This is a genomic window from Rhodanobacter hydrolyticus, from assembly GCF_044904645.1.
The window spans coordinates 3380011-3406275 of record NZ_JADIKK010000008.1 but is presented as its reverse complement, the minus strand read 5'-3'; the positions used below and the strand labels follow the sequence as shown (position 1 = coordinate 3406275).

Sequence of the window (26265 nt, the reverse complement as noted above, 5' to 3'; positions counted from 1 at the left end):
CGGTTGCCTGGCATAACTGTCGATGCGCGGCGCAGGGTGCAAAAAGCCGAATGTTTTGCTAAGCCCGAACGGCGACAATAGGCCTCCCCGTCCCGGCTTGGACAATGGACCTGGCATGAAATTGCTGCTGGTGGAAGACTCCGAACGCTTGCGCCAGACCCTGCGCCACGGCCTGCAGGGCGCGGGTTTCACCGTGGATGCCGCCGGCGACGGCATGGAAGCCTGCGGCTTCCTGACCAGCTACGACTACGAACTGGTGGTGCTGGACCTGATGCTGCCGCGGCTGGACGGCATCGGCGTGCTGCGCAGCCTGCCCGCCAGCGGGCGCCGGCCGCGCGTGCTGGTGCTGTCCGCCCGCGACCAGGTGCCCGACCGCATCGAGGCGCTGAACGCCGGCGCCGACGACTACCTGGTCAAACCCTTCGCCTTCGACGAACTGGTGGCCCGCCTGCACGCGCTGTCGCGGCGCCCGCAGCAGGCCCGGCCCGACGTGCTCAGCCATGGTGCGCTGAGCTGGGATCCGCGCTCGCACAGCACCAGCGTCAACGGCCAGCCGCTGGCGCTGACGCCACGCGAATTCGCCGTGCTCGGCCTGCTGCTGCGCCACCGGGGCCGCGCCTTCAGCCGGCAGGAGATCCTCGACCGCACCGCCGGCAGCGACAGTGAGGTGTCGGACCGCAGTGTGGAGGTGCTGGTGTTCGGTCTGCGGCGCAAGCTGGACGCGGCGGGCGTCGCCGGGTTGATCGAGACGCGGCGCGGGGCGGGGTATTTGATCCCGTGAGGACGTTTCATTACTCGCTTGCGCTCATTCTCCCTTCTCCGGCTTGCGGGAGAAGGGTTGGGGTAGAGGGTGCTTTTGCTTTGGCTGCGTTATGGCAAGTAACAGAGCGGTTTCGTCCACCTGCCGGTGGCCGAGTTCTTTTCTCTTTGCGTGCCCAAAGAGAAAGGGCACCCCGATGGCGCGCCCTCCGGGCATCCTGCCCTGCGGGTGCGCGGGTGGGCTGCGGGCTTTTTCGACGGGACTCCTGTCCCGGCGAAAAACTGGCCGGCCTCCCTGCGGGCCACCCTGCGGGCTTTCCTCCGCCCACCCGCCGCGCCATAGAGGCCCCTGGTAAAGCAGCGCACTCCAGGCGCGCGGAAGCGAGAACGAAAGCATCGCAAGCTTGCAACGCCTCGGCTCCTGTTTTTGCTTCCGGCGCGCACGATGCGCGCCTGCTTTTCCCGGGCCCCCTCGGTGACGGTGAGGCGGGGACGATCAGGCCGCGCAGCGGGCGAGCCCAAGGATGGGCTCGCCTTTTCGACCGGGCAGGAGCCCGGCCGAAAAGCCCGGCCACGCCTCACGGACTCGCAGGGCAGGATGCCCGGAGAGCGCCGCCGCGGGGTGGCCTTCTCTTTTGGTTACTTTTCTCTTGGCCACGCAAGAGAAAAGTAACTCGGGCGCCGGCAGGCGCTCGAAACCGCTTTGAACCTTGCGTAAGCCCACAAGCAGAAGCAAAAGCCCCTCTCCCCCAACCCCTCTCCCGCAAGCGGACGAGGGGAGATTGGCACGCGCCCACGAAGCGAAGCCGAGCATGAAGCCCGCCTCCCTCTCCGCCCGCGTCACCGTGCTGCTGGCCATCGTCTGCCTGCTGGTGCTGGGCGGCGGCGCAAAGCTGATGGACTGGCGCATCGACCATGAGCTGTCCAGCCGCTTTCACCAGAACCTGCTCGACCAGGCCCGCGCGCTCGGCAGCATGCTCGCCCAGGAACAGGCCGCGCCTTCCGGCCACGTCGTCGCCGGCCCGGCAGGCGACGATGCCTGGTACGAACTCCGCTGCGACGGTACCCCACCGCAACGCAGTGACCCGCCACCGCCAGCCGTGCCTGAGGGCTGGCCCGACAACGTGGATGCGAAGCCACGCTACGCACGGCTCGGCCACCACCAGCACCATCTGGACACGGTGCGACTGAGCTTCGCCCGTCCCGGCAGCACCGCGCCCGGCACCTGTCGCCTGCTGTTCGTACAGGACCGCCACTCGCTCGACGAACTGATGCTGGCGTTCGACTGGATCCTCGCACTGGGCCCGCTGCTCGCCGCCGCCATCGCCCTGATCGCCGTGCCGCTGGTGGTGCGCCGCGGCCTGCGCCCGATGAGTGCACTGGTGGATCACATGGGACGCATCGGCCCGCAGGCCCCGGGACAGCGCCTTGCGCCCATCGGCCTCAAGGAGCTCGACCCGCTGGTGGCGCGCTTCAACGATGTGTTGGCGCGCATGGATGACGGCCTTGCACGCGAGCGCCAGTTCGCCAGCGGCCTTGCCCATGAAACACGCACGCGTCTCGCCGAGCTGCGTGCGCTGGCCGAGGTGGAGGCGCGCTACCCCAGCGGCCGCAGCCTGCCTGATCTGCTGGCGGAGATCGGCAGCATCGGCGCGGAGCTGGAAGCCACCGTCACCGCCCTGCTCCTGCTCACGCGCCTGCAGTCCGGGCTGGAGCAGCCGCAGTGGCAACAACTGTCGCTGGCACCCTGGCTGGAGCGCCAGCTGCAACGTCAGCACGCAACGGTCGCCGCGCGCGGCATCGCGCTGGTGATCCAGGGGACGGCGCCGGCCGAACTGCATACCGATCCCGCCCTGCTGGAGGTGATCGTCGGCAACCTGCTGGGCAACGCCTGCGCCTACGCTCCCGAAAGCGACACCGTGCGGCTCAGCATCAGCGAACGCGGCCTCGCCATCGACAACGCCGCGTTCGGCCTCACCGACGCCGACCTCGCCAGCTTCGGCCAACGCTTCTGGCGCAAACAGCTGCCCCATGCAGGGCACGCCGGGCTCGGCCTGGCGCTCACCGCCGCCGCCGCGCGCGCGCTGGGCCTGGCGCTGGACTTCCGCCTCGATCCGCAACAACGCCTGCATGCCACACTCGATTGGCAGGCAGCCGTCATCCGGGAAACGACCACGCCATGAGCGACACGCCCACACCCACCCTGCTCGCCTGGAGCGGCGGCAAGGATTGCCTGATGGCCCTGCAGCGCCTGCGTACCGACCCTCGCTGGGAGGTGGTCGCCCTGCTCACCACGATCAACCGCAACTATCAGCGCATCGCCATGCATGGCGTGCGGCACGACGTGCTGCAGGCGCAGGTGGCCGCGCTGGGCCTGCCGCTGGTGGAAGTGCTGCTGGATTGGCCGGGCAGCAACGAATCCTACGAAGCCGCGCACGCACAGGCACTGGCCGAGGCACGCATGCGCTGGCCCGGCATCCGCCATTGCGCCTTCGGCGACCTGTTCCTGGAAGACGTGCGCGACTACCGCGTGCGCCAGCTCGGCCGGGACAACTGGCGCGCGGTGTTCCCGCTGTGGGGCGAGGACACCGCTGCGCTGTCGCGCCGTTTCGTGGCCGAGGGACACCGCGCCATGTTGTGCTGCGTGGATACGCAACAGCTCGACGCCGCGTTCAGCGGCCGCGCCTACGACGCCAGCCTGCTCGACGCGCTGCCCGCCGGCGTCGACCCCTGCGGCGAGCGCGGCGAGTTCCACACCCTGAGCTGGGGCGGCCCCTTGTTCCGCCAGCCGGTCAGGCTCAAGCGCGGCGAATCCGTGCTGCGCGACGGCCGCTTCCAGTTCACCGACTTCCTGCTCGACGATGACGCGCAAGGCTAGGAACCTGTCTCTACACGTCCTGCCCGACGTGCTGCAGCCCGGTCTCGCGCTGGTGTTCTGCGGTACCGCGGCCGGCAAGCGCTCCGCCGCCGAACGCGCCTACTACGCGCATCCGGGCAACCTGTTCTGGCGTGCGCTGCACGAAGCCGGCATCACCGCACGCCTGCTTGCTCCCGCGGAGTTCCCTCTGCTGCCGCAATTCGGCATCGGCCTCACCGATCTCGCCAAGCGCCACAGCGGCAACGACGACGAACTGCCGCCCGGGGCGTTCGACGTGCCGGCGTTGCGCGCGAAGATGGAACGCTATGCGCCTAGGGTGATCGCCTTCACCAGCAAGAACGCGGCACGCGCCGCATTGGGGCACGCCGTTTCGTATGGCCTGCAGGACGAGTGCATTGGCACGACAAGCGTGTTCGTGCTGCCCTCACCCTCAGGACAGGCACGAGGACATTGGGACATCGAGCCCTGGCGCGCGCTTGCCGCGCTCGTCTCCCTCTCCCCTCCGGAAAAAGGGATGGAATGAGGGCAGGTGGCTCGCGACAAGTTTTCACTTTCGCAACTTGGCTCGCCTGCGGCGGGCTTTCGATCGCCTGCCGCGGTGTAACCCATGTCCTGGCACACCTGTTACCAATGTCTCCAGTCCATACAGCCGCGCAGAGAAAAGACCGCGACAGCGGCTCGAAATCGCTTTGAATCTTGCGAAAACATCAACCGATAAGAAAGCCCTAAGCGCCTCCCTGCAATCATATCCAACATGATTTCCGACGTGCGCCCACGCCCATTTCTTCGCGCTGCCCTGCTCGCCACGGCAGCTCTGCTGTGCAGCTGCGCCACCTATCACCCACTGCCCTTGGGCAACGGCGAGGGTGCCGCCAGTGCCACGCAACTCAGCGTGCCGGCCAACACGATGCCCGTGCCGGAACTGGCGACGCATCGTTTCGATCCGGCCGATGGCCTCGACGTCACCGAGGTGGCGATGCTGGCGGTGGCGAACAATCCAGACCTCAGGACGCAGCGCGATGGACTCGGCATCGCGCGCGCGCAGGCTTTCGCCGCGGGCCTGCTGCCCGATCCGCAATTGAGCTTCGGCGAGGATCTGCCGCATGGCGATGGCGGCGAAAGCGGTGTCACCAGGGCCTACAGCCTCGGTATCGCCGAGGACGTCAGTTCCATCCTGCTGCGTTCCTCGCGCAAGCACGCGGCAAATGCGCAGGCCGAGCAGGTGAACCTCGACCTGCTGTGGGCGGAATGGCAGACCATCGCACAGGCGCGGCTGTTGTTCGAGCAAGTGCAGAACCTGCGCACGCAGCAGGCCGAACTCGATGCCGAGCAGCAGGCGTTGGCGCCAGTGGACCAGGCGGTGCAGGCCGCCGTGCGTGCCGGCAACCTGAGTTACGACGGTGCCAGCGCAGGGCTCAATGCGATGGCCGACGCGCGCAAGCAGGCGTCCGACAACGCAGTGGCCTTGCACCAGGCGGAAAGCGACCTGCGCCAGTTGCTTGGCCTTGCGCCCAACGCCCCGTTGGACCTGGTAGGCCAGCCATATCGCGCCGATCCGGATGACGCGCAGTTGCAAGAGGCATTGATCGACCTGCCCAAGCGCCGTCCCGACCTGCTCGCGCTGCAAGCCGGCTACCGCGCGCAGGAGGCGACCTTGCGCGGCGCCATCCTCGCGCAATTCCCCGCGATCAGCGTGGGCCTCAACAACGCTCGCGACAATACCGGCATCAAGTCCAACGGCTTCAGCATCAACCTCAGCCTGCCGCTGTTCGACCGCAACCGCGGCAACATCGCCATCGAGAAAGCCACGCGCCAGCAGTTGAAGGACGACTACGATGCGCGCCTGCTTGCCACACGCGGCGACATGCACCGTCTTGCCGCCGACCTGCGTACGCTGGATGCGCAGCAACAGGCGCAGGCCGTGCATGCAAAGCAGCTCGATGCCGCGCGCGACGCCGCGCAGCAGGCTTGGCAGAAAGGCCTGATCGACTGGCCGACGTATCTTTCGATACGCGCCAACGCACTCGCCGCCGACACCGACCTGATCGCGCTGCGGCAATCGCGCTCCGCCACGGCCATCGCGCTGGAAGCCCTGCTGGGCCGTACGGATTTCGTCATGCAACGGACACCCAGACAATGAATCGATCCCTGTTCGTACGCTGTGCTGCGCTGGCCGCCACAGCCCTGCTGCTGGTTGCCTGCGGCGGCAAGGGAAGCGACGACGATCAATCCGACGACGCCAAGGGCGTGGCACTGGTCACCACCGTGATGCCGGCGCAGCAGCGCTTCCACGACAGCGTGGAGGCCTGGGGCAGTGCAGTGGCCGACCCGCACCACGCACGTACCATCAGCCTCGCGCACGGCGGCCAGGTGATCGCGTTGAAGGTCAGCGCGGGACAGACGGTGAAGCGCGGCGACGCGCTGCTGACGATTGCGCCCGATCCAGTCGCGCGCAGCGCCTATCAGCAGGCGCAGGGCGCGCTGACCCTGGCCGGCAGCGAATTGCGGCGCACCGAACAGATGGCGGCACAGCACCTGGCCACGCAGTCGCAGGTCGCCACCGCGCGCAAAGCGTTGTCCGACGCGCAATCCGCCCTGGAAGCGCAGCAGGCGCTGGGCGGCGGTACTGCGCAGGAAACTGTCGCGGCGCCGGACGACGGCGTGGTCGCCGCCGTGTCGGTGGCGCTGGGCGACCGCTTCGCCGCGAACGCGCCGCTGCTGAACTTCATGCCCGCGCATGCGCTGGTCGCCGAACTGGGCGTACAACCCGACGCCGGCGCGCTACTCCACGCGGGCATGCCGGTGCAGTTGCACGGCGTGTACGGCGACGGCAAGCCGTTCGCAGGCAAGCTGACGATGGTGGGCAGCGCGATCGATCCGCAGACCCATCTGCTGCCCGTGCAGGCGGAAATCGCCGCCAGCGGCCATGCGGCGCTGGTGGCCGGTGTGGCGCTGGCCGCCACGATCCAGAGTGACGACTACACCGCATGGGCCGTGCCGCGCGCCGCCGTGCTGAACGACGAGCAGGGCGACTATCTGTTCCAGCTCGACCACGACAAGGCGCATCGCGTGGACGTGCAGCTGCGCCAACCGGAAGGCGATACCGTGGGCGTGCTGGGCAAGCTCGACGCAAGGCTTCCGGTGATCGTGCAGGGTGCCTACGAAATCGACGACGGCTCGGCGGTGCGCACGGGCGACAGCAAGGCCGACGACGACCAGACAGGCGACAAGGCCGGCAGCGAGAGCAAACCGTGATCGCCACGCCATCGACGATCACCGACTGGATGCACCGGCATCGCCGCTCGCTGTTGTTCCTCGCCTTCGTCCTCGCCATCGGCGGCATCCTCGGCGCGTTCAATCTGCCGGTATCGCTGTTCCCCGACGTGTCGTTCCCGCGCGTACGCGTGACGCTGGATACCGGCGACCAGCCCGCCGATCAGATGGTGGCGATGGTCACGCGGCCGGTCGAGGAAGCGATCCGCCAGGTGCGCGGCGTGCGCGAGTTGCGTTCCACCACCAGTCGCGGCAGCGCCGAGATCAACATCGGTTTCGACTGGGGCGCAGACATGGGCCGCGCCCTGCTCGACGTCGACGCCGCCGTCGGCGAAGCGCTGCCGCACCTGCCGCCCGGCGTGGACGTGCAGGCGATCCGGCTCGATCCCACCGTCTTCCCCATCCTTGCCTACAGCCTGCGCTCCGACACGCTAACGCCCGCGCAATTGCACGACATTGCCGAATACCAGCTGCGCCCGCTGCTCTCCGGCGTCGCCGGCGTCGCGCAGGTGGACGTGCAGGGTGGCGAAGTCGCGGAGTTCCATGTGGATGTGGATGCGGCGAAGCTGCGCTCGCAAGGCCTCGCGCTCACCGACGTGGAGCATGCGGTGGCGAACGCCGCCACCATCCAATCGATGGGCCGCCTGCAGGACCATTACAAGCTGTACTTGCTGCTGGCCGACAACCAGCCCGCCACCATCAAGGCGCTGGGCGACATCGTGCTGCGCGCCGACGCGCACGGCTTGCTGCGCCTGGCCGACGTGGCCACGGTAGTCATGGATCACGAGCCGCAGTGGGTGCGCACCACCGCCGACGGCCACGATGCTGTGTTGATGCAGGTATTCCAGCAGCCCGACGGCAACAGCGTACAGATCGCCAACGACGTGAAGCAGCGGCTGGCCGAGTACCAACGGCAGGCGCCGAAGGGCCTGCACATCGCCAACTGGTACGACCAGACGCAACTGGTGCTGGGCGCGGCCGGCAGCGTGCGCGACGCGATCCTGATCGGCATCGTGCTGGCGGCCCTGGTGCTGTTCGTGTTTCTGCGCAACGTGCGGGTGATCCTGGTCGCGCTGATCGTGGTACCGGCCACGCTGGCGATCACCGTGCTGCTGCTGACCGTGCTGCACATGAGCTTCAACATGATGACACTGGGCGGCATGGCCGCCGCGGTGGGCCTGCTGATCGACGATGTGATCGTGATGCTGGAACACATCATGCGCCGGCTGCGCGACGGCGGCGCCGGCGAAGTGCGCGAACGCATCGCTGGCGCGGCGCTGGAATTCACCCGCCCGCTCACCGGTTCCAGCGCCGCCACGGTAGTGATCTTCCTGCCGCTGGCTTTCCTGAGCGGCGTCACCGGCGCGTTCTTCAAGGCGCTGTCGCTGACCATGGCCAGCGCGCTGGTGATCTCCTACCTGCTCACCTGGGTGGCGGTGCCGCTGCTGGCCGAATGGCTGATCGACGAACGCCATGCCGCGGAACATCCGCCAGGCCGCTTCTCGCAACGCATGCTCGCCGGCTACGAACGCACGCTGGGCCGTCTGCTGCAGCGCCCGGCGCTGGTGCTGATCGGCGTGATCCCGTTGCTGCTGGCTGGCGCGCTGGCGTACCGGCAAGTCGGCAGCGGCTTCATGCCGCAGATGGACGAAGGCGGTTTCACGCTGGACTATCTCTCGCCGCCCGGCACCTCGCTGGACGAGACGGATCGCCTGCTGCAACAGGTGGAAAAAATCATCCGCGCCAACCCCTACGTGGACACCTATTCGCGGCGCACCGGCCTGCAGCTCGGCGGCGGGCTCACCGAGGCGAATACGGGCGACTTCTTCGTGCGCCTGAAGAACGGCTCCCGCCCCGCCACTGCCGATGTGATGGAGCAGATCCGCCAGCAGGTCGCGGCACGGGTGCCGGGCCTCGACGTGGACGTCGCGCAGCTGATGGAAGACCTGATCGGCGACCTCACCGAAGTGCCGCAGCCCATCGAGATCATGCTCTACGGCGACGACGAGACGCAGCTGGACGACACCGCGAAGAAGGTGGCCGCCGCCATCGGCAAGGTCGATGGCATCGCCGAAGTGCACAACGGCATCAATCCCGCAGGCGACGCGCTGGACGTGCGCGTGGATCCGGCAAAGGCCGGTCTGCTCGGCCTCGATCCGGCGACGGTGGCGCAGCAGGTGTCAGACGCGATGGGCGGCAACGTGGCGGCGCAGCTGCCGCAGGGACCGAAGATGCTCGGTGTGCGCGTATGGCTGCCGCCTGCCTCGCGCGCGCAGGTGGAACAGCTCGCCACGCTGCCGATACGCGCAGGCGACGGCCACGTCGTCCCGTTGTCCGAACTCGCCACCATCCGCGCGGTGCAGGGCCAGCCGGAAATCAACCGCGACAATCTCAAGCGCATGATCGCCGTGACTGCGCGCATCGTGGGCCGCGACCTAGGCTCCACCGCCAACGACGTGAAACAGGTACTGGCCAAACCGGGCCTGCTTCCACCCGGCATGTACCACGAGCTGGGCGGCCTCTACGCGCAGCAGCAGACCGCCTTCCACGACCTGCGCCTGGTGATGCTGGCGGCCATCGCGCTGGTGTTCGCGCTGTTGCTGTTCCTGTACGAGAGCTTCCGTGTCGCGCTGGCGATCATGGTGGCGCCGTTGCTGGCGCTGGCGGCGGTGTTCGTGGGGCTGTGGATCACCGGTATCGAACTCAACATCTCGGCAATGATGGGCATGACGATGATCGTGGGCATCGTCACCGAGCTGGCGATCTTCTACTTCACCGAATTGCGCGAAGCCGAGCAAGACATGTCGCTGCACGAAGCGTTGCGTCACGCCGGCCACCACCGCATGCGGCCGATCCTGATGTCCACCATCGCCGCCATCCTCACCTTGCTGCCGCTGGCGCTCGCCATCGGCGAAGGCTCGCAGATGCAGCAACCACTGGCGGTGGCGATCATCGCCGGCATGCTGGTGCAGGTGCCGCTGGTATTGCTGGTGCTGCCGGTGGTTTACTCGGTGCTGCGCAAACCGTCGAAGAGCGCAGACCACCCATAGGCAATACCTGTTTTGCGGGAGCCCCGCGATGACCATCACGATTACCGCCTTTGAACGCTCGCCCGATGGCGGCAAGGGACTGGCGCGCGACACGCGCGTCCGCTGGGCGCTCGAGGAAACGGACCTGCCCTACGAAGTCCGCTTTGTTTCGTTCGGTGCGATGAAGGAGCCCGCGCATCGGCGCCTGCATCCCTTCGGCCAGATCCCGACCTACGAGGAAGGCGATCTCGCCCTGTTCGAAACCGGTGCGATCGTGTTCCACATCGCCGAACGCCATGCGGGCCTACTGCCGGACAATGCCGATGCCAGGGCGCGCGCGGTCATGTGGATGTTCGCCGCGCTCAACACCGTGGAGCCGCCCATCCTCGACCTGCAAACCGCCAAGTTCATGGAGGGCGACAAGCCCTGGGCCGCGGAGCGCCTGCCGCTCGTCAAGGATCGCATCCGCCACCGGCTGCGCGAGCTCTCCGTTCGCCTTGGCGATGCCGACTGGCTCGACGGCGCGTTCAGCGCAGGCGACCTCATGATGGTGTCGGTGCTGCTCAGGACGAGATCCTCGGGCATCCTGGACGAATTCCCGGACCTGGCCGCCTATGTGGCCCGCGGCGAAGCACGCCCCGCGTACAAACGGGCGTTCGCCGCCCAACTCGCAATCAACGCAAGCACACCTCCCGCAGGCTGACCGGGTTCGACCCTAATCCTCGGGAGTATGCCGATACCTTCCCACATCCTGCGGGCTCACGGCGCCCGCGTGGTTGCCCCAGGCTTGACGGATGTAGCTGACCACGGCGGCAACTTCGGCATCGTCGAGCTGCTGCGCATACGGCGGCATGGAATACGGCCGCGGGTTGGCGACGGTGCTGGGGGCGAAGCCACCGAGCAGCACCATGCGGATGGCATTGATGGCGCCAGGCTCAACGACGGAGACGTTGCCGTCCAGAGACGGATAGGTGCCGGGCGCGCCATGGCCGTCGGCACCGTGGCAGTCGGCACAGCGTTGCCGATAGACGTCCTTGCCCTGCTGCACCAGATGGGCAGCGTCGGGTGGCACTGGCGATGGGGCCGGCAACTGGCGCGACGGCAGCATGGACAGGTAGTCGGCCATCGCGTGCAGATCCGCGTCGTCCATGTGCTGCGTGCTTTGCCGCACCACGTCGGCCATCGGGCCGAAGGCGGTGCCGCGCGCGGACTGGCCGGTCTTCAGCAGGTCGACGATGTCCTGCGCATGCCAGCCTGCGAGGCCGCCGTTGGCCTGCGTGGAAAGATCGGGCGCGTACCAGTGCTGCGCGGGCATCTCGCCGCCAGCGAGGAAACGATCCGGCATGACCGCGCCCAACGCATCGCGCGGTGCGTGGCATTCGTTGCAATGGGCGAGGCCCTGGACGAGATAGGCACCGCGATTCCATTGGGCCGTCCGTTTCGGATCGGGTCGATACGTGCCTTCGCGGAAGTGGAGCGCACGCCACGCCACCAGCAACCGGCGGATGCTGTATGGAAACGCCAGTTCATTCGGAATGTCCGTGCGATGCACCGGCTGCAAGGATTGCAGGTATGCATAGATCGCCAGTGCGTCGTCGCGCGTGAGCAGGGTGTACGAGGTGTACGGGAATGCGGGGTACAGCGGCTCGCGCTGCCGCCCGATGCCGGAATGCAGCGCCTGCCAGAAATCCTCGAAGCTCCAGTCGCCGAGCCCGGTGGTTCGATCGGGCGTGAGGTTGGTCGTGGCGATGCTGCCGAACGGCGTCGGCAACAGGCGGCCACCGGCAAAGGGCACCCCGCCTTGCGCAGTGTGGCAGGCGGCGCAATCGCCGGCGACGGCGAGTGCCGCGCCCCTTGCAATCAACGCCGGATCGCGCAGGCTCGCCTCGCTGGCGGCGCTCTCGCCGTGCGATACCGGTACATGCCCGAGTGGATGCAGCAACCAGCACGTCAGCAACACCAGCGCCAACACGAACGCCAAGGACAGGACACGCAGCAGCCGCTTCATGTACCCGCTCCATTCCCGGCGAGCACACCGCAATGCAGCGGCGGCCGCACGCTGCCGGCCGGTTGCGCATGCATGTCGGCGGGCAGCTCGCGGCTGGAGAGCCATGCCGACACCGCAGTGATGTCGGACTCGCCCAGGCGCGCTGCCACTTCCGCCATGCAATCCGGTGCCACGGTGGCACGGGTATGCGTGCGCCACGCGCCAAGCTGGGCGCTGATGTAGTCGTACGGCAGGCCCACCAGACCGGGAATGTCCGGCTGCACCCCGGTGAGCTGGTTGCCATGGCATCGTGCGCACGCGGGAACGCCGCGTGCGGCATCGCCCAGCGTGACGAGCTGCTCGCCGCGCTGCATTGCCTGCGCAGGCACGGGCGGCAAAGGCGAGCGCGTGTATGGCACCTGCTGCGCCGCGAAGTATTCGGCGATCTCGTGCAGGTAGTCCGGACTCAAGCCGCGCACGGTGTATTCCATCGGCGCGTACTGGCGCAGGCCGTTCTGGAAATCCATGAGCTGGCGCCTGAGATACCCGGCCGGCTTGCCGGCAAGGCGCGGGAAGAAGCCGCTTCCGGGCGAACCTTCGCCATGCCCGCCATGGCATGCGACGCATGCGGCGATGCGCTGCTGCAGCGTATCGGGCACCGCCGGTGCCATCGATGCCTGGGATCCGGCAAACGCTGGCGACAGCAGCGACGACAGGGCAAGCACCATCGCGCACCGGACGATGCGTATGACGACGGCACGCGCCAGGCAGAAGGGTGGCCGATTCATGCGTCGAGTATAGGCAGATCGGGTTGCCCAACCGGGCTATGCTCCGCGCATCGCGACACCACGTCGCAGTGCCTGGGGGACGCCATGACATGCCAACTGTTCGCCCGCCCACTGCTCGTCGTCGCCCTGCTCGCCAGCATGCCGCTGGCCGCGCAGCAGCACGACGACGACTATGCCTCCATCGCCCAGCTGCAACAGCGCATGGATGAGGGCAACCTGAGCAGCAAGGGGCTGACGCGGGATTTCCTCAACCGCATCCGGCGCATCGATGGCAGCGGCGTCGCATTGCACTCGGTGCTGCAGACCAATCCCGATGCGCTGAAGATCGCCGCCTCGCTCGACGCGAAGCGGACGAAGCAGCATGGGCCACTGTACGGCATCCCCGTGCTGCTGAAGGACAACATCGATACCGGCGACCGCGAGCAGACCACCGCCGGCTCGCTGGCCTTGGCCGGCGCCCCGGCGCCGCACGACGCCACCGTGGCCGCGAAGCTGCGCGCGGCCGGCGCGGTAATCCTCGGCAAGACCAACCTCAGCGAATGGGCCGACTACCGCTCCAACCACGCTTCGAGCGGCTGGAGCGGTGTCGGCGGGCAGACCCGGAACCCCTACGCGCTGGACCGCACCCCCTGCGGTTCCAGTGCGGGTTCCGCCGCAGCGGTGGCCGCCGGGCTGGCGACGGTGGCCATCGGCAGCGAGACCGACGGCTCCATCATCTGTCCCTCGTCGATGAACGACCTGGTCGGCATCAAGCCCACGCTGGGCCTGGTGAGCCGCGCCGGCATCGTGCCGATCAGCACCAACCAGGACACCGCGGGGCCGATGGCGCGCAGCGTGGCCGACGCGGCCGCCCTGCTCTCGGTGATCGCCGGCAGCGACGAGCGCGACCCGGCCACTGCGGACGCCGACCAGCACGCCACCGATTACACTCAGTTCCTCGACCCGAACGGTCTTCGCGGCAAGCGCATCGGGGTGGTGCGCGCACTGGGCGGCGTCGAGCCGAACGCCGACCGCGTGCTCGACGAAGCCATCGCCGCGATGAAGGCGCAGGGCGCGATCATCGTCGACCCGGTGCAGCTGCCGCACATCAACGAACTCGGCGACGCCGAGTCCACCGTGATGCAGTACGACTTCAAGCACGACATCAACGCCTACCTCGCTACGCGCACCGGGCTGAAGGTACACACGCTGGCCGACCTGATCGCCTTCGACAACGCGCACGCCGCCGAAGAGATGCCGTGGTTCGGGCAGGAGCTGTTCGAGCAGGCCCAGGCGCGCGGCTCGCTCACCGATCAGGCCTATCGCGACGCGCTGGCGAAGGCAAAGCAGCTCTCCGGTCCCCAGGGCATCGATGCAGCACTGCAAGCGCAGCACCTCGATGCACTGCTGGCACCGTCTTGGGGACCGGCCTTCATGACCGATCCCGTGCTGGGCGATCACATAGTCAGCGGCGATCCAACCATCGGCGGCCCCTCGCAACCCGCCGCGGTGGCCGGCTATCCCTCGATCACGCTGCCCGCTGGCTGGGCGCACGGCTTGCCGGTGGGCATCGTGCTGTTCGGCGCGAAATGGAGCGAGCCCACGCTGATCTCCATCGCATACGGTTTTGAGCAGCACACGCATGCGTGGCAGCCGCCGAAGTTCCTGGACACGGTGGACGGCAAGCCGGTGGCACCGCCGAAATAACGGGCAACGGATACCTCACATGGAACGCCAGCCGCACATCCACTGCCCGCTCTGCGCCTGGGAGCCGCGCCCCGGCAGCCGCTGGAAGTGCACATCGAGCGAACCCGGCTCCGGCTGCGGTACGGTGTGGAATACGTTCTGGACGGCCGGCTGCTGCCCGGGCTGCGGACATTACTGGTCGATGACGCAATGCCTGTCTTGCTGCAAGGCCTCTCCACACGAGGCGTGGTACCACTTTCCGCCGCCGGCAGATGCTGATGCGCGCGAAGCGGAAGACGCATTCGAAACGACGGGCTGAGTCCGTCGCAACTCGACTCAACCCGCTTCGCTACCCTGGCCGCCCACCGACTTGCGCACGATCAGCATCGCGAGCTCCAGCGACTGCTCGTAGTTGAGCCGCGGATCAACCATCGACTTGTACGCGCGCTGCAGGTCGGCTTCCGACAGTCCACGCGCACCGCCGGTGCATTCGGTGACGTCCTCGCCCGTCAGCTCCAGATGCACGCCACCCAGCCGCGTACCGGCCGCAGCGTGAATGTCGAACGCCTGGTCCAGCTCGCCACGGATATTGTCGAAGCGGCGCGTCTTGTAACCGTTGGAGGTGCTTTCGGTATTGCCGTGCATGGGATCGGCAACCCACAGTACGCGCCGACCATCGCGCATCACTGCCTGCAACAGCGGCGGCAACGCCTCGGCGATCTTCGCATTGCCCATGCGATGGATCAGAGTGAGCCGGCCAGCCTCATTCTGTGGGTTCAGCGCGTCGATCAACGGCAGCAGCTGATCCGGCGTCACCGAAGGGCCGACCTTTACGGCGATCGGGTTGCGGATGCCGCGGAAATACTCCACGTGCGCGCCGTCCAGCGCCGCAGTGCGCATGCCGATCCACGGAAAGTGGGTGGACAAGTTGAACCAGCCCCGATGCCGCGGCACCTGCCGCGTGACCGCCTGCTCGTAATGCAGCAACAGCGCTTCGTGCGAAGTGAAGAAATCCACCTTGGTGAAGCCGGCGATCGGCCCCGCCAGGGTTTCCATGAAGCGCAACGAATCGCCGATACCGGCCACCATGCGGCGGTATTCAGCGGCCAGCGGCGAGTGCTCGACCCATGCCAGGTCCCAGTATTCCGGGTGGTGCAGGTCGGCGAAGCCGCCGTCGATCAGCGCGCGCACGAAGTTCATCGTCAGCGCGGAATGCGCATGCGCTCGAATCAGGCGCTGCGGATCGGCGCGCCGCGCCGCAGGGGTGAATTCGGGCCCATTGACCACGTCGCCGCGGAAGCTGGGCAACGCCACGCCGTCGCGCGTCTCGGTATCGGCCGAACGCGGCTTGGCGTACTGGCCCGCGAAACGTCCTACCCGCAGCACCGGCTGTTTCAACCCGTGCACCAGTACCAGACTCATTTGCAGCAACACCTTGAGCCGGTTCGAGATGATCGGGCTGCTGCAGTCGGCGAAACTTTCCGCGCAATCGCCACCCTGCAAGAGAAAGCGCTTGCCCTCCTGCGCCTCGGCCAGCGCCTGCTTCAACGCCAACACTTCCCACGAAGTTACCAGCGGCGGCAGCTGTGCCAGTTGTGCCGTGGCCTGCGCCAACTCGGCGGCGTCTTCGTAGTGCGGCTGCTGCAGTGCCCTGCGCTGCTGCCAGGACGACGGCGCCCAATCCTCGCTCTGTGTTCCGTTGCTCATCGCACCATCACCTTCGTGCGGCGCAGGCCGGCCAGGACTGCCCACAGTCCGAGCAGCGCGAACCAGATCAGCGACCACCACGGCATCGACAAACCAAGGATGGGTTGCACTCTGGCGCATTCGCCGGAACCGGTGAGCACCTTGAGCAGCACATGGATCAGGCCCCCGTTGCTGGCACGGGTCTCCAGCAGATAGCCCAGCGGGGCCCCACAGCTCGGCACCTGGTCCAACGGCAACGACTGGATCCACAAGTGACGGGCGGCGATGCCGATGCCCACCAGCGCGACCGACACCAGCAGCGCCACGTAAAGCCAGCGGCTGCCGCCGCGCGGCGCGTGCAGGCCGCCGACCAGGAACACCACGCCGAGCCCAATGAACGCCACGCGCTGCAGGATGCACAACGGGCACGGGTCCATCTGCAGCACGTACTGCGCATACAGCGCAAAACCGATCAGACTGGCACAGACGAGAAAACCCGCCAGTAGGCAAATGCGAAACGACCAACGCATGGGATTCATGGGCGAGAGGAAGTGGAGCGGAGAGACGACATTACCCGCTTGCCAGCGGCCTGTCAGTACCGTCACGCCACGCTCCCGGCTGCGCAAACGAAAACCCCGGCAGGTCGCCCGGCCGGGGTTTCGTTTGGATGTCTGAATGTCCGCGAACGCGACGCTTACTCGGCGTCGACAGCCTCGGCCTGCGGGCGACCGACCAGCTCGACATACGCCATCGGGGCGTTGTCGCCGTCGCGGAAGCCGCACTTCAGGATGCGCAGGTAGCCGCCGGGACGCTCGCGGTAACGCGGCCCCAGCTCGACGAACAGCTTGCCGACCGCTTCCTTGTCGCGCAGGCGCGCGAACGCGAGGCGACGGTTGGCAACGCCATCGGTCTTGGCCAAGGTGATCAGCGGCTCGGCGACGCGGCGCAGTTCCTTGGCCTTCGGCAGGGTGGTACGGATCAACTCGTGCTTGAACAGCGACGAAGCCATGTTCTTGAACATCGCTTCACGGTGGGCGCTGGTGCGGTTGAGCTTGCGACCGGATTTCATGTGGCGCATGGCGAATACTCTCTATGTAGGTCTGTTGTTATGAAAAGCCGGCACTCATGTCCGGCTTCCCGCGGTTGCCCGCTGATGAGGCCCTTGGTGATACGGGCTTCTATTCAGAGTGCGGCCATGGATGGCCACTTCCGGCGCCCGGTGACAACGCACGACATGTGCCCACCGAACGCGTATGGCGCAGCGATCACGGACGATCGCAAAAATTACGCCGCGGCCATGAGTGGCCGCTTTTGACGTTCGGCCAAGGCGCTATGCACGCCTTGGCCGATGTCTTGCTGCATGGCGATCAAGGACGATCGCTCTAGTAACTATCAACCCAACTGCATGCCGTGCGAGAGGCCGGCCGGCGGCCAGTTCTCCAGCTTCATGCCCAGGGCCAGGCCGCGCGAACCAAGGACATCCTTGATTTCGGTGAGCGACTTCTTGCCTAGGTTCGGCGTCTTCAGCAGCTCGACCTCGGTCTTCTGCACCAGGTCGCCGATGTAGTAGATGCTCTCGGCCTTCAGGCAGTTCGCCGAACGCACGGTGAGCTCCAGATCGTCGATCGGGCGCAGCAGCAGCGGATCGAACCCGCTCTTCTCGGCCTTGTCGGTGGCGCTCTCGCGACGCGAGAAGTCACCGAACACCGACAGCTGGTCGTTGATGATTTCGGCAGCCTTGCGCACCGCGTCTTCGGCACCGATCGTGCCGTTGGTCTCGATGTCCAGCACCAGCTTGTCGAGGTTGGTGCGCTGCTCGACACGAGCGGCGTCCACTTCGTAGGCCACGCGCAGCACCGGCGCGAACGAGGCGTCGAGCTGCAGGCGACCGATCGGACGGGCTTCGTCGTCCGGATGGACGCGCGAGCTGGCCGGCTGGTAACCCACGCCGCGACGCACCTTCAGGCGCATGTTGAGCGCGATGTCCTTGGTCAGGTGGCAGATCACGTGCTCGGGGTTGATGATCTCCACCGAGTGGTCGACGACGATGTCGCCGGCCGTGACCACGCCCTTGCCCTTCTTGGACAAGGTGAGGGTGACTTCGTCGCCGGTATGCTGGCGAATCGCCACGTCCTTGAGGTTCAGCAGGACTTCGATCACGTCCTCCTGCAGCCCCTCAAGCGTGGTGTATTCGTGCAGCACGCCGTCGATCTCGACCTCGACGATGGCACTGCCGGGGATCGAGGAAAGCAAGACGCGACGGAGCGCGTTGCCCAGGGTGTGACCGAAACCGCGCTCGAGCGGTTCGACCACCACCTTGGCGCGATTGGCGCCAAGCTGTTCGACGCTGAGGCCACGCGGCCGCAGCACGCTAGTAGACGAAACTGCCATGCAAGGCTCCGATGATTACTTCGAGTAAAGTTCGACGATCAGGGCTTCATTGATGTCGGACGGCAGGTCGCCGCGATCCGGCACCGCCTTGAACGTGCCTTCGAACTTCTTGCTGTCGACTTCGACCCAACCCGGACGCAGGTCCATGGTGTCGAACACGGTCGCCGCTTCCTGAACGCGCAGCTGGGCGCGGGCACGCTCGGTCAACGCAATCGCGTCGCCCGGCTTGACCTGGTAGGACGGGATGTTGACCTTCTTGCCGTTGACCAGCACCGCCTTGTGCGAAACCATCTGGCGGGCCTGGGCGCGGGTGACCGCGAAACCCATACGGTAGACGACGTTGTCCAGGCGGCTCTCGAGCAGGCGCAGCAGGTTCTCGCCGGTGTTGCCCTTGAGGGTCGAAGCCTTGGTGTAGTAGTTGCCGAACTGGCGTTCAAGCACACCGTAGATGCGCTTGACCTTCTGCTTCTCGCGCAACTGGACGGCGTAGTCGGACATACGCATGCGCTTGTTGGCGCCATGCTGGCCGGGCTTGTTCTCCAGCTTGCACTTGGAGTCGATTGCGCGGGCCGGGCTCTTGAGGCTCAGGTCGGCGCCTTCGCGGCGGGCGAGCTTGCAGGTAGCTCCACGATAACGTGCCATGGTTGTGCTCCTTAGACTCGACGCTTCTTGGGGGGACGGCAGCCGTTGTGCGGAATCGGCGTGACGTCGATGATGTTGAGCACCTTGTAACCCAAGGCATTCAGCGAACGCACGGCCGACTCACGACCCGGGCCCGGGCCCTTGATGCGCACTTCCACGGTCTTCACGCCGTAGTCGCCAGCGGCACGGCCAGCCTTCTCGGCGGCGACCTGGGCGGCGAACGGGGTCGACTTGCGCGAACCGCGGAAACCCGCGCCGCCGGCAGTCGCCCACGACAGGGCGTTGCCCTGGCGATCGGTGATGGTGACGATGGTGTTGTTGAAGGAGGCCTGCACGTGGGCCACGGCATCCGTGACAACGCGCTTGATCTTCTTCTTGGTCTTGACAGGCTTGGCCATATTCTCGATCCGTTACTTCTTGATGGCGCGACGCGGGCCCTTGCGGGTGCGTGCGTTGGTACGCGTGCGCTGGCCGCGCACCGGCAGGCCACGACGATGGCGCAGGCCGCGATAGCAGCCCAGATCCATCAGGCGCTTGATGGCCATGCCCACTTCGCGGCGCAGATCGCCTTCCACGACGTACTTGGCGATTTCCGCGCGAAGCTTTTCCACTTCGCCTTCGCTGAGCGACTTGATCTGGGTGGTGGGAACCACGCCAGCGTCCACACAGACCTTCTTGGCCCGGCTGCGGCCAATGCCGTAAATGCTCTGCAGACCAACCCAGACATGCTTCTGGACCGGCAAATTGACACCTGCGATGCGCGCCATGATGTGCTTTCTCCGAGTGCTTTCGTGCGCGGTAAACGCGCAATTCTATCTTGAATCAACTTGTCAGGAAAGTCCTGCAGCGCTCAACGCCGCCTGACCCTCCGGGTTTTCGACCCGTCTCCCGCGCCCAGCAGCCACTAGTTGCGACGGAGATTGGCCTTCTTGAGCAAACTTTCGTACTGGTGGCTGACCAGGTGCGCCTGCACCTGCGAGGTGAAATCCATCACCACGACCACCACGATCAGCAGCGACGTACCACCGAAGTAGAACGGCACATGCCAAAACTTCTGCATGAACGACGGCACCAGACAGACCAGTACCAGGTACAGCGCACCCACTCCGGTCAAGCGGGTGATCACGCCGTCGATGTAGCTGGCGGTGGCGCGACCCGGGCGAATACCCGGGATCAGTGCGCCGGACCGCTTGAGGTTGTCCGCCGTCTCTTCCGAGTTGAACACGACCGCGGTATAGAAGAACGCAAAGCCGATCACCAGCACCGTATAGACCAGCGCCCACAGCGGCTCGCCCGGACTCAGGGCCTGGGTCAGGTCCTGCAGCCAGCGCGATTGGTGGCCGGCGCCGAACCAGCTCACCGCTGTCGCCGGGAACATCAGCAGACTGGATGCGAAGATCGGCGGAATCACGCCCGACATGTTGATCTTCAGCGGCAGGCTGGAACTCTGGTTCTGATAGCCGCGCTGGCCACCGGAACGCCGTGCATAGTTGACCGTGATCCGCCGCTGCGCGCGCTCCATGAACACGCAGAACGCGGTAACGCCAAGCACGATCGCAAACACGACCAGCAACATCAGCACCGAGAGCTCACCGTTGCTGGACATGCCCAGGGTGTGCACCACCGCGCCCGGCAGACCGGCCACGATGCCGGCGAAGATCAGCAGCGAGATGCCGTTGCCGATGCCGCGCTCGGTCATCTGCTCGCCCAGCCACATCAGGAACATGGTGCCTGCGGTCAAGCCCACGACCGAAGCCAGCACGAAGCCGAAGCCTGGCATGTACACCACCGGCGCTCCGCCCGCGGCGACCTGCTTCTGCAGCGCTACCGCAATGCCGAAGGACTGGAACAACGCCAGGCCCACGGTGCCGATGCGGGTATACATCGTCATCCGCCGCTTGCCGGATTCACCTTCCTTGCGCAGCGCCTGCAGGCTGGGGATCACCGAACCCATCATCTGGATCACGATGGATGCCGAGATGTAGGGCACTACGCCCAGCGCGAACACCGAGAAGCGCGCCAGTGCACCACCCGAGAACATGTTGAACATGTCCATCAGGCCGTTGCCCTGAACCAGGTTGCTCATCGCGTCCGGGTTAACGCCCGGCACCGGAATGAACGAACCGAGGCGGAACACCACCAGCGCACCGATCACGAAGAAGATGCGCTGGCGCAGCTCGGTCAGTTTGCCGAGCTTGCCGAGTGCGTTGCCTTTGGCCTGGGCCACGCGATTACTCCACGCTGCCGCCGGCCGCTTCGATGGCAGCCTTGGCGCCGGCCGTAGCCAGCAGACCCGAAAGCTTCACCGCACGGCCGATTTCGCCCTTCAACACCACCTTGACCTTCTTGGCGCGACTGTCGATCAGGCCGGCCTTGTGCAGCTCGATCGCGTCGATCACGTCGGCCTTGAGGTTGGCGAGCTGGTACAGGAACACCTGCTGGCTCTCGGCCTTCAGCTTGGAGCGGAAGCCAACCTTGGGCAGGCGACGCTGCAGCGGCATCTGGCCGCCTTCGAAGCCGTATTTGTGGGTGCCGCCAGCACGGGCGTGCTGACCCTTGTGGCCGCGACCGGCCGTCTTGCCGAGGCCCGAACCGATGCCACGACCCACGCGCAGACGCGTCTTGCGCGAACCGGCGGCGGGCTTGATGTCGTTGAGACGCATGATTATTCCTCCACCTGGACCAGGTAGTAGACCGTGTTGATCAAGCCACGCACCTGCGGGCTGTCCTTCAGCTCGCTGACGTCATTGGTCTTGTTCAGGCCCAGCGCCTTGACGCTGAGGCGATGCCGTGCCTGCACGCCGCGCAGGCCCTTCACCAGGCGCACGCGCACGGTGCCGGCGGTTTCGTTCTTCTTAGCCATTGCCCAGCACCTCTTCCACGGTCTTGCCACGCTTGGCGGCGATCTGCTTCGGCGAAGCGACAGCCTGCAGGCCCTTGATGGTGGCGCGCACCAGGTTGATCGGGTTGCGCGAGCCGACGGCCTTGGCCAGCACGTTCTTCACGCCGACCACTTCCAGCACGGCACGCATGGCGCCGCCGGCGATCACGCCGGTACCTTCGGAAGCCGGCTGCATGTAGACGCGGGCAGCGCCGTGGTTGGCCTTGATGGCGTACCACAGGGTGCCGTTGTTCAGATCGATGTTCACCATGTTGCGGCGGGCGCGCTCCATGGCCTTGGAAATGGCGACCGGCACTTCACGCGCCTTGCCATAGCCGAAGCCGACCTTGCCCTCGCCGTCGCCGACCACGGTCAGCGCGGTGAAGCTCATCTGGCGGCCACCCTTGACGGTCTTGGCCACGCGGTTGACGGCAATCAGCTTCTCGAGCAGGCCGTCTGAATTTTCACGATCAGTCGAAGACATAGTCTTTTCCGTATGCCCGGATCATCCGGGACTTTTGCTTGCGGCTGGGCCGCTTGGAGTTTTTGTGGTCGATTCAAGACACGGCATCCATGCCGCGAAAACTGTCCGGCCGTCATGGCCGGATTCCTCAATCAGAACTTCAGACCGGCTTCGCGGGCAGCGTCGGCCAGCGCCTTGATGCGGCCATGGAAGCGGAAGCCGGAGCGGTCGAACGCCACCGACTCCACGCCGGCAGCCAGCGCACGCTCGGCCACGGCCTTGCCCACCGCGGCAGCGGCGGTCAGGTTCTTGGTGCCTTTCAGGCCTTCGGCAACCGACTTCTGCACGGTGGAGGCAGCGGCCACCACTTGCTGGCCGTCGGCGGCGAACACTTGGGCGTAGAGATGCTGGCCAGTGCGGTGCACCGATAGGCGCGCCACACCGAGCTTGCGGATGTGCGAACGCGTGGACTTGGCGCGACGCAGGCGTGATTCGTTCTTGTTCATCTGTCTGTTCCTCGAAAGCGGATCGGCAATAGTTACGCAGTGCTCTTGTGAGTAGTGCAGCCATGGATGGCCGCTTCCACACGCAGGGAAAGCGTACTCAGGCCTTCTTGGCTTCCTTCAGGGTGATCTTCTCGCCGGCATAGCGCACGCCCTTGCCCTTGTAGGGTTCGGGTGAGCGGAAGGCGCGGATCTTGGCGGCAACCTGGCCCACCACCTGCTTGTCGGCACCCTTGATCAGGATTTCCGTCTGCGTGGGGGTTTCCAGGGTGATGCCCTCCGGAGCCTCGAACACCACCGGGTGCGAGAAGCCCAGGCTCAGGTTCAGCGCCTTGCCGGTCATGGACGCGCGGTAACCCACGCCGACCAGCTCCAGCTTGCGCTCATAACCTTCGGACACGCCCTTGACCATGTTGGCCAGCAGTGCGCGCGCGGTACCGCCGAACTTGTCGTCGGCGCCTTCGGCCAGCTGGATGTTGACGGCATCGCCTTCAACCTTCAGCGATACGCCGGGCAACACATGAATGGACAGCGTGCCCTTCGGGCCCTTCACGGAAACACCGTCGGCGGCAGCCTTCAGCTCCACGCCCTTCGGCAGGTTGATCGTCTTCTTGGCAACACGTGACATCGTCGGCTCCTTAAGCGACCTGGCCGATGACTTCGCCGCCCAGACCCTTGGCACGGGCCTGCGCGTCGGTCAGCAGACCGGCGGACGTCGAGATGATCGAGATGCCCAGACCGCCGAGCACCTTCGGCAGTTCATCCTTGCCGCGGTAGATGCGCAGACCGGAACGGCTGACGCGGGAAATGGACTCGATGGCCGGACGGCCTTCGAAGTACTTCAGGCGAATTTCGAGAACGGGCTTGCCTTCCGCCTGGGCGGACTGCACGTCGAGTACGTAGCCTTCGTTCTTGAGAAGGTTGGCGATGGCCACCTTCAGCTTCGACGACGGCATGCTCACCGTGTGCTTGCCCATCAGCTGGGCATTGCGGACACGCGTAAACATGTCGGCGATGGGATCAGTCATGCTCATGAAAACATCCTTCAGAGTGCACCGATATCCGATAAAACCGGAAATCTTCTAGATTGTGATGCTGACAAAGCGTCAGCCTGCGTTGCGCAGACCGACGACTATAACAGCTTTTTCCGGCTTTGCGAATATCGGCACTGGAATTGCGCCGACGGCGGCAGCCCTCAAGGCCTGCCGCCGCATCGGGCGAGGCGGACTCGTCCGCCCTGCCCCAGTTTGGGTCTTACCAGCTGGCCTTGCGCAGGCCCGGCACGTCACCACGCATGGTGGCTTCGCGGAGCTTGTTGCGGCCGAGGTTGAACTTGGCGTACACGGCGCGCGGGCGACCGGTCAGCGCGCAGCGGGTGCGCTGGCGGATCGGGCTGGCGTCGCGCGGCAGCTTCTGCAGCTTGCCCTGCGCTTCCATCTTTTCCTCGTAGGAGGCAGTGGTGCTCAGCACGATCGCCTTCAGTTCGGCGCGCTTGGCGGCGAACTTCTTGACGAGCTTGGTCCGCTTGATGTCGCGGTTGACCATCGAGGTCTTTGCCATTTGATATATCTCTCGCGTCTATCAGTTGCGACGTGCTTAATTACGGAAGGGGAAGTTGAAGGCTTCCAGCAGCGCCTTGGCCTCGGCATCGGTCTTCGCGGTCGTGGTGATCGCGATGTCCATGCCGCGCATCGCATCGACGGCGTCGAAGTCGATTTCCGGGAAGATGATCTGTTCCTTCACGCCGAAGTTGAAGTTGCCACGGCCATCGAAGGCGCGGCCCGACACGCCGCGGAAGTCGCGGGTACGGGGCAGCGAGATGTTGATCAGGCGATCCAGGAATTCGAACATCTGGGCGCGGCGCAAGGTGACCTTGCAGCCGATCGGCCAGCCGTCGCGGATCTTGAACGAGGCCACGGAAACGCGCGCCTTGGTCGTGATCGGCTTCTGGCCCGAGATCTTCGCCATGTCGGCCACGGCATTCTCGAGGATCTTCTTGTTGCCCGCAGCTTCGCCCACGCCCATGTTCAGCGTGATCTTGGTGATGCGGGGAACCTGCATCACGTTCTGGTAGCCGAACTTCTCGGTGAGCTTCGGCACTACCTGCTCTTTGTAAAACGTCTCAAGGCGCGTCATGTCATTAATCCTTACGCGTCCACGACCTCGCCATTCGAACGGAACACGCGGACCTTGCGCCCATCAGCGAGCGTCTTGGTGCCAACGCGTTCACCCTTGTTCGTGGCGGGGTTGAACAGCTGCACATTGGAGAGATGGATCGAAGCTTCGCGCTCGACGATGCCGCCGGCCTGGTTGGCCTGCGGATTCGGCTTGGTGTGACGCTTGATCAGGTTCACGTTGGAGACGAACACACGCTCGCCTTCCACGCGCAGCACTTCGCCGCGCTGACCCTTGTTCTTGCCGGTGATCACGAGGACCTGATCACCCTTGCGGATACGGTTCATGGTTTGGTCTCCGCTCAGAGCACTTCGGGCGCGAGCGAGACGATCTTCATGAACTTCTCGCTGCGCAGCTCGCGGGTGACCGGCCCGAAGATACGGGTGCCGATCGGCTCGAGCTTGTTGTTAAGGAGCACCGCTGCATTGCCGTCGAAACGGATCAGCGAGCCATCGGGACGGCGCACACCCTTGGCGGTGCGAACCACCACGGCGTTGTACACCTCGCCCTTCTTCACCTTGCCACGCGGAATGGCGTCCTTCACGGTGACCTTGATCACGTCACCGATCGCGGCGTAACGGCGCTTGGAGCCGCCGAGCACCTTGATGCACATCAGTTCCTTGGCACCGCTGTTGTCCGCCGCGGAGAGCGTGCTTTGCATCTGGATCATGTCTGCACCCTCCTCTTAGACGGCTGCGCGGGTGACGATTTCGACCACGCGGTGATGCTTGGTCTTGGACAGCGGACGGCACTCGGCGATGCGCACGAGGTCGCCCTCGTTCGCGCCGAGGTCGTCCTGCGCGTGCAGCTTGGTCGACCGGCGCACGATCTTGCCCAGCAGGCCGTGCTGCACCTGGCGCTCGATCAGGACGGTGACCGTCTTGTCCATCTTGTTGCTGATGACGCGCCCCTCGAGGGTACGCGCCTGCTTCTGGTTGTCGCTCATATCGGCGGTCCCTTACTTCTTGCCGCCGAGCACGAACTTCGTGCGGGCGATGTCGCGCCGGACGCGGCGCAGCTGATGTGGCTGGTTGAGCTGGCCAGCACCCTTCTGCATGCGCAGGTTGAACTGTTCCTTGCGCAGGTCCAGCAGGTGCTGATTGAGCTCTTCGGCCGACTTGGTGGTCAGATCTTTGATGGCCATG

General features: G+C 65.9%; 31 protein-coding genes. 9 read left to right on the top strand and 22 right to left on the bottom strand.

All coding sequences use genetic code 11. The annotated features are described in order from the left end of the window. Positions 1 to 115: 115 nt before the first annotated feature. The 8 genes from ISP25_RS17890 to ISP25_RS17855 all read left to right on the top strand — a co-directional run bounded on the left by ISP25_RS17890 (position 116) and on the right by ISP25_RS17855 (position 10642). Positions 116 to 781, top strand: a complete 666-nt coding sequence (locus tag ISP25_RS17890; protein ID WP_192157009.1) for a response regulator transcription factor — start codon at positions 116 to 118, stop codon at positions 779 to 781. A 790-nt stretch (positions 782 to 1571) separates the two neighbouring features. Then, positions 1572 to 2942, top strand: coding sequence for a sensor histidine kinase (locus ISP25_RS17885; RefSeq protein WP_404615783.1), 1371 nt, complete (start codon positions 1572 to 1574; stop codon positions 2940 to 2942). Continuing rightward, positions 2939 to 3637 carry a Dph6-related ATP pyrophosphatase gene (locus ISP25_RS17880; protein ID WP_404615781.1) on the top strand — a complete coding sequence of 233 codons (699 nt, stop codon included), beginning with the start codon at positions 2939 to 2941 and terminating at the stop codon, positions 3635 to 3637. The genes ISP25_RS17885 and ISP25_RS17880 overlap by 4 nt, the downstream gene beginning before the upstream one ends. Further along, a complete protein-coding gene (locus ISP25_RS17875) occupies positions 3621 to 4160 on the top strand; it encodes a mismatch-specific DNA-glycosylase (protein ID WP_404615779.1) in 540 nt (179 codons plus the stop codon). Before ISP25_RS17880 ends, ISP25_RS17875 begins: the two co-directional genes overlap by 17 nt. Before the next feature lie 243 nt (positions 4161 to 4403). Further along, positions 4404 to 5777: a TolC family protein gene (locus tag ISP25_RS17870; RefSeq protein WP_404615777.1), complete on the top strand. Its 1374-nt coding sequence runs from the start codon at positions 4404 to 4406 to the stop codon at positions 5775 to 5777. Continuing rightward, positions 5774 to 6892 (top strand): efflux RND transporter periplasmic adaptor subunit, encoded by a 1119-nt coding sequence (locus ISP25_RS17865; protein WP_404615775.1) that lies wholly within the window; start codon positions 5774 to 5776, stop codon positions 6890 to 6892. The genes ISP25_RS17870 and ISP25_RS17865 overlap by 4 nt, the downstream gene beginning before the upstream one ends. Positions 6893 to 6921: 29 nt before the next feature. Next, on the top strand, positions 6922 to 9960 hold the full coding sequence (locus ISP25_RS17860) for an efflux RND transporter permease subunit (RefSeq protein ID WP_404616343.1): 3039 nt from the start codon (positions 6922 to 6924) through the stop codon (positions 9958 to 9960). Between the two features lie 28 nt (positions 9961 to 9988). Continuing rightward, positions 9989 to 10642, top strand: coding sequence for a glutathione S-transferase family protein (locus tag ISP25_RS17855; RefSeq protein ID WP_404615773.1), 654 nt, complete (start codon positions 9989 to 9991; stop codon positions 10640 to 10642). A 12-nt stretch (positions 10643 to 10654) separates the two neighbouring features. On the opposite strand, the gene ISP25_RS17850 is transcribed toward ISP25_RS17855, so the two are convergent. Both ISP25_RS17850 and ISP25_RS17845 read right to left on the bottom strand, forming a co-directional pair. Beyond that, the gene (locus ISP25_RS17850) at positions 10655 to 11947 is read right to left on the bottom strand and encodes a cytochrome c (protein WP_404615771.1); all 1293 of its coding nucleotides are present in this window, start codon (positions 11945 to 11947) and stop codon (positions 10655 to 10657) included. Continuing rightward, positions 11944 to 12597 carry a c-type cytochrome gene (locus ISP25_RS17845; protein WP_404616342.1) on the bottom strand — a complete coding sequence of 218 codons (654 nt, stop codon included), beginning with the start codon at positions 12595 to 12597 and terminating at the stop codon, positions 11944 to 11946. The genes ISP25_RS17850 and ISP25_RS17845 overlap by 4 nt, the downstream gene beginning before the upstream one ends. A 201-nt stretch (positions 12598 to 12798) precedes the next feature. Here ISP25_RS17845 and ISP25_RS17840 point away from each other — a divergent pair, with 201 nt between their 5' ends. Further along, complete coding sequence (locus tag ISP25_RS17840; protein ID WP_404615769.1) at positions 12799 to 14400, top strand: amidase; 1602 nt, start codon at positions 12799 to 12801, stop codon at positions 14398 to 14400. Positions 14401 to 14715: 315 nt separating this feature from the next. On the opposite strand, the gene ISP25_RS17835 is transcribed toward ISP25_RS17840, so the two are convergent. From ISP25_RS17835 to rpmC, 20 genes are all read right to left on the bottom strand, one after another. Continuing rightward, the gene (locus tag ISP25_RS17835) at positions 14716 to 16086 is read right to left on the bottom strand and encodes a class II 3-deoxy-7-phosphoheptulonate synthase (RefSeq protein WP_404615767.1); all 1371 of its coding nucleotides are present in this window, start codon (positions 16084 to 16086) and stop codon (positions 14716 to 14718) included. Further along, positions 16083 to 16604: a disulfide bond formation protein B gene (locus tag ISP25_RS17830; protein WP_404616341.1), complete on the bottom strand. Its 522-nt coding sequence runs from the start codon at positions 16602 to 16604 to the stop codon at positions 16083 to 16085. The genes ISP25_RS17835 and ISP25_RS17830 overlap by 4 nt, the downstream gene beginning before the upstream one ends. Positions 16605 to 16759: 155 nt before the next feature. After that, positions 16760 to 17143: a 50S ribosomal protein L17 gene (gene rplQ, locus ISP25_RS17825; protein ID WP_181301027.1), complete on the bottom strand. Its 384-nt coding sequence runs from the start codon at positions 17141 to 17143 to the stop codon at positions 16760 to 16762. 314 nt (positions 17144 to 17457) lie between these two features. Beyond that, positions 17458 to 18456 (bottom strand): DNA-directed RNA polymerase subunit alpha, encoded by a 999-nt coding sequence (locus ISP25_RS17820; RefSeq protein WP_181301024.1) that lies wholly within the window; start codon positions 18454 to 18456, stop codon positions 17458 to 17460. Positions 18457 to 18471: 15 nt separating this feature from the next. Then, positions 18472 to 19098 (bottom strand): 30S ribosomal protein S4, encoded by a 627-nt coding sequence (gene rpsD / locus ISP25_RS17815; RefSeq protein ID WP_192157030.1) that lies wholly within the window; start codon positions 19096 to 19098, stop codon positions 18472 to 18474. A gap of 11 nt (positions 19099 to 19109) precedes the next feature. Continuing rightward, positions 19110 to 19496 (bottom strand): 30S ribosomal protein S11, encoded by a 387-nt coding sequence (gene rpsK, locus ISP25_RS17810; protein ID WP_007513384.1) that lies wholly within the window; start codon positions 19494 to 19496, stop codon positions 19110 to 19112. A gap of 12 nt (positions 19497 to 19508) precedes the next feature. After that, positions 19509 to 19865 (bottom strand): 30S ribosomal protein S13, encoded by a 357-nt coding sequence (gene rpsM, locus ISP25_RS17805; RefSeq protein WP_192105753.1) that lies wholly within the window; start codon positions 19863 to 19865, stop codon positions 19509 to 19511. A 137-nt stretch (positions 19866 to 20002) separates the two neighbouring features. Beyond that, positions 20003 to 21325 carry a preprotein translocase subunit SecY gene (gene secY, locus ISP25_RS17800; RefSeq protein WP_192157032.1) on the bottom strand — a complete coding sequence of 441 codons (1323 nt, stop codon included), beginning with the start codon at positions 21323 to 21325 and terminating at the stop codon, positions 20003 to 20005. Between the two features lie 4 nt (positions 21326 to 21329). Continuing rightward, complete coding sequence (gene rplO, locus ISP25_RS17795) at positions 21330 to 21767, bottom strand: 50S ribosomal protein L15 (RefSeq protein WP_192157135.1); 438 nt, start codon at positions 21765 to 21767, stop codon at positions 21330 to 21332. Further along, positions 21764 to 21961, bottom strand: coding sequence for a 50S ribosomal protein L30 (rpmD, locus tag ISP25_RS17790; RefSeq protein ID WP_192157034.1), 198 nt, complete (start codon positions 21959 to 21961; stop codon positions 21764 to 21766). Before rpmD ends, rplO begins: the two co-directional genes overlap by 4 nt. After that, positions 21954 to 22463, bottom strand: a complete 510-nt coding sequence (rpsE, locus tag ISP25_RS17785) for a 30S ribosomal protein S5 (protein ID WP_192157037.1) — start codon at positions 22461 to 22463, stop codon at positions 21954 to 21956. Before rpsE ends, rpmD begins: the two co-directional genes overlap by 8 nt. A 131-nt stretch (positions 22464 to 22594) precedes the next feature. Then, on the bottom strand, positions 22595 to 22948 hold the full coding sequence (rplR, locus tag ISP25_RS17780; protein WP_192157039.1) for a 50S ribosomal protein L18: 354 nt from the start codon (positions 22946 to 22948) through the stop codon (positions 22595 to 22597). A 97-nt stretch (positions 22949 to 23045) separates the two neighbouring features. Next, positions 23046 to 23573: a 50S ribosomal protein L6 gene (rplF, locus tag ISP25_RS17775; RefSeq protein WP_404615762.1), complete on the bottom strand. Its 528-nt coding sequence runs from the start codon at positions 23571 to 23573 to the stop codon at positions 23046 to 23048. Positions 23574 to 23583: 10 nt separating this feature from the next. After that, positions 23584 to 23979, bottom strand: a complete 396-nt coding sequence (rpsH, locus tag ISP25_RS17770; RefSeq protein ID WP_192157043.1) for a 30S ribosomal protein S8 — start codon at positions 23977 to 23979, stop codon at positions 23584 to 23586. Positions 23980 to 24199: 220 nt separating this feature from the next. Continuing rightward, the gene (gene rpsN / locus ISP25_RS17765) at positions 24200 to 24505 is read right to left on the bottom strand and encodes a 30S ribosomal protein S14 (RefSeq protein ID WP_192157045.1); all 306 of its coding nucleotides are present in this window, start codon (positions 24503 to 24505) and stop codon (positions 24200 to 24202) included. Positions 24506 to 24541: 36 nt separating this feature from the next. Continuing rightward, complete coding sequence (rplE, locus tag ISP25_RS17760; RefSeq protein ID WP_192105761.1) at positions 24542 to 25081, bottom strand: 50S ribosomal protein L5; 540 nt, start codon at positions 25079 to 25081, stop codon at positions 24542 to 24544. A gap of 11 nt (positions 25082 to 25092) precedes the next feature. Then, positions 25093 to 25407, bottom strand: coding sequence for a 50S ribosomal protein L24 (rplX, locus tag ISP25_RS17755; RefSeq protein ID WP_192157047.1), 315 nt, complete (start codon positions 25405 to 25407; stop codon positions 25093 to 25095). 14 nt (positions 25408 to 25421) lie between these two features. Next, positions 25422 to 25790 carry a 50S ribosomal protein L14 gene (gene rplN, locus ISP25_RS17750; protein ID WP_007513359.1) on the bottom strand — a complete coding sequence of 123 codons (369 nt, stop codon included), beginning with the start codon at positions 25788 to 25790 and terminating at the stop codon, positions 25422 to 25424. Between the two features lie 15 nt (positions 25791 to 25805). Further along, positions 25806 to 26066 (bottom strand): 30S ribosomal protein S17, encoded by a 261-nt coding sequence (gene rpsQ, locus ISP25_RS17745; RefSeq protein ID WP_181300988.1) that lies wholly within the window; start codon positions 26064 to 26066, stop codon positions 25806 to 25808. A 12-nt stretch (positions 26067 to 26078) separates the two neighbouring features. Then, the gene (rpmC, locus tag ISP25_RS17740; RefSeq protein ID WP_192105763.1) at positions 26079 to 26264 is read right to left on the bottom strand and encodes a 50S ribosomal protein L29; all 186 of its coding nucleotides are present in this window, start codon (positions 26262 to 26264) and stop codon (positions 26079 to 26081) included. Between the last annotated feature and the right edge of the window lies 1 nt (position 26265).

Coding starts and splice junctions, on each gene's coding strand:
- ISP25_RS17890 (WP_192157009.1), top strand. CDS start 116: ATGAAATTGCTGCTGGTGGAAGACTCCGAACGCTTGCGCCAGACCCTG.
- ISP25_RS17885 (WP_404615783.1), top strand. CDS start 1,572: ATGAAGCCCGCCTCCCTCTCCGCCCGCGTCACCGTGCTGCTGGCCATC.
- ISP25_RS17880 (WP_404615781.1), top strand. CDS start 2,939: ATGAGCGACACGCCCACACCCACCCTGCTCGCCTGGAGCGGCGGCAAG.
- ISP25_RS17875 (WP_404615779.1), top strand. CDS start 3,621: ATGACGCGCAAGGCTAGGAACCTGTCTCTACACGTCCTGCCCGACGTG.
- ISP25_RS17865 (WP_404615775.1), top strand. CDS start 5,774: ATGAATCGATCCCTGTTCGTACGCTGTGCTGCGCTGGCCGCCACAGCC.
- ISP25_RS17860 (WP_404616343.1), top strand. CDS start 6,922: ATGCACCGGCATCGCCGCTCGCTGTTGTTCCTCGCCTTCGTCCTCGCC.
- ISP25_RS17855 (WP_404615773.1), top strand. CDS start 9,989: ATGACCATCACGATTACCGCCTTTGAACGCTCGCCCGATGGCGGCAAG.
- ISP25_RS17850 (WP_404615771.1), bottom strand. CDS start 11,947: ATGAAGCGGCTGCTGCGTGTCCTGTCCTTGGCGTTCGTGTTGGCGCTG.
- ISP25_RS17845 (WP_404616342.1), bottom strand. CDS start 12,597: ATGGCACCGGCGGTGCCCGATACGCTGCAGCAGCGCATCGCCGCATGC.
- ISP25_RS17840 (WP_404615769.1), top strand. CDS start 12,799: ATGACATGCCAACTGTTCGCCCGCCCACTGCTCGTCGTCGCCCTGCTC.
- ISP25_RS17835 (WP_404615767.1), bottom strand. CDS start 16,086: ATGAGCAACGGAACACAGAGCGAGGATTGGGCGCCGTCGTCCTGGCAG.
- ISP25_RS17830 (WP_404616341.1), bottom strand. CDS start 16,604: ATGAATCCCATGCGTTGGTCGTTTCGCATTTGCCTACTGGCGGGTTTT.
- rplQ (WP_181301027.1), bottom strand. CDS start 17,143: ATGCGCCACATGAAATCCGGTCGCAAGCTCAACCGCACCAGCGCCCAC.
- ISP25_RS17820 (WP_181301024.1), bottom strand. CDS start 18,456: ATGGCAGTTTCGTCTACTAGCGTGCTGCGGCCGCGTGGCCTCAGCGTC.
- rpsD (WP_192157030.1), bottom strand. CDS start 19,098: ATGGCACGTTATCGTGGAGCTACCTGCAAGCTCGCCCGCCGCGAAGGC.
- rpsK (WP_007513384.1), bottom strand. CDS start 19,496: ATGGCCAAGCCTGTCAAGACCAAGAAGAAGATCAAGCGCGTTGTCACG.
- rpsM (WP_192105753.1), bottom strand. CDS start 19,865: ATGGCGCGCATCGCAGGTGTCAATTTGCCGGTCCAGAAGCATGTCTGG.
- rpmD (WP_192157034.1), bottom strand. CDS start 21,961: ATGGCTAAGAAGAACGAAACCGCCGGCACCGTGCGCGTGCGCCTGGTG.
- rpsE (WP_192157037.1), bottom strand. CDS start 22,463: ATGTCTTCGACTGATCGTGAAAATTCAGACGGCCTGCTCGAGAAGCTG.
- rplR (WP_192157039.1), bottom strand. CDS start 22,948: ATGAACAAGAACGAATCACGCCTGCGTCGCGCCAAGTCCACGCGTTCG.
- rplF (WP_404615762.1), bottom strand. CDS start 23,573: ATGTCACGTGTTGCCAAGAAGACGATCAACCTGCCGAAGGGCGTGGAG.
- rpsH (WP_192157043.1), bottom strand. CDS start 23,979: ATGAGCATGACTGATCCCATCGCCGACATGTTTACGCGTGTCCGCAAT.
- rpsN (WP_192157045.1), bottom strand. CDS start 24,505: ATGGCAAAGACCTCGATGGTCAACCGCGACATCAAGCGGACCAAGCTC.
- rplE (WP_192105761.1), bottom strand. CDS start 25,081: ATGACGCGCCTTGAGACGTTTTACAAAGAGCAGGTAGTGCCGAAGCTC.
- rplX (WP_192157047.1), bottom strand. CDS start 25,407: ATGAACCGTATCCGCAAGGGTGATCAGGTCCTCGTGATCACCGGCAAG.
- rplN (WP_007513359.1), bottom strand. CDS start 25,790: ATGATCCAGATGCAAAGCACGCTCTCCGCGGCGGACAACAGCGGTGCC.
- rpsQ (WP_181300988.1), bottom strand. CDS start 26,066: ATGAGCGACAACCAGAAGCAGGCGCGTACCCTCGAGGGGCGCGTCATC.
- rpmC (WP_192105763.1), bottom strand. CDS start 26,264: ATGGCCATCAAAGATCTGACCACCAAGTCGGCCGAAGAGCTCAATCAG.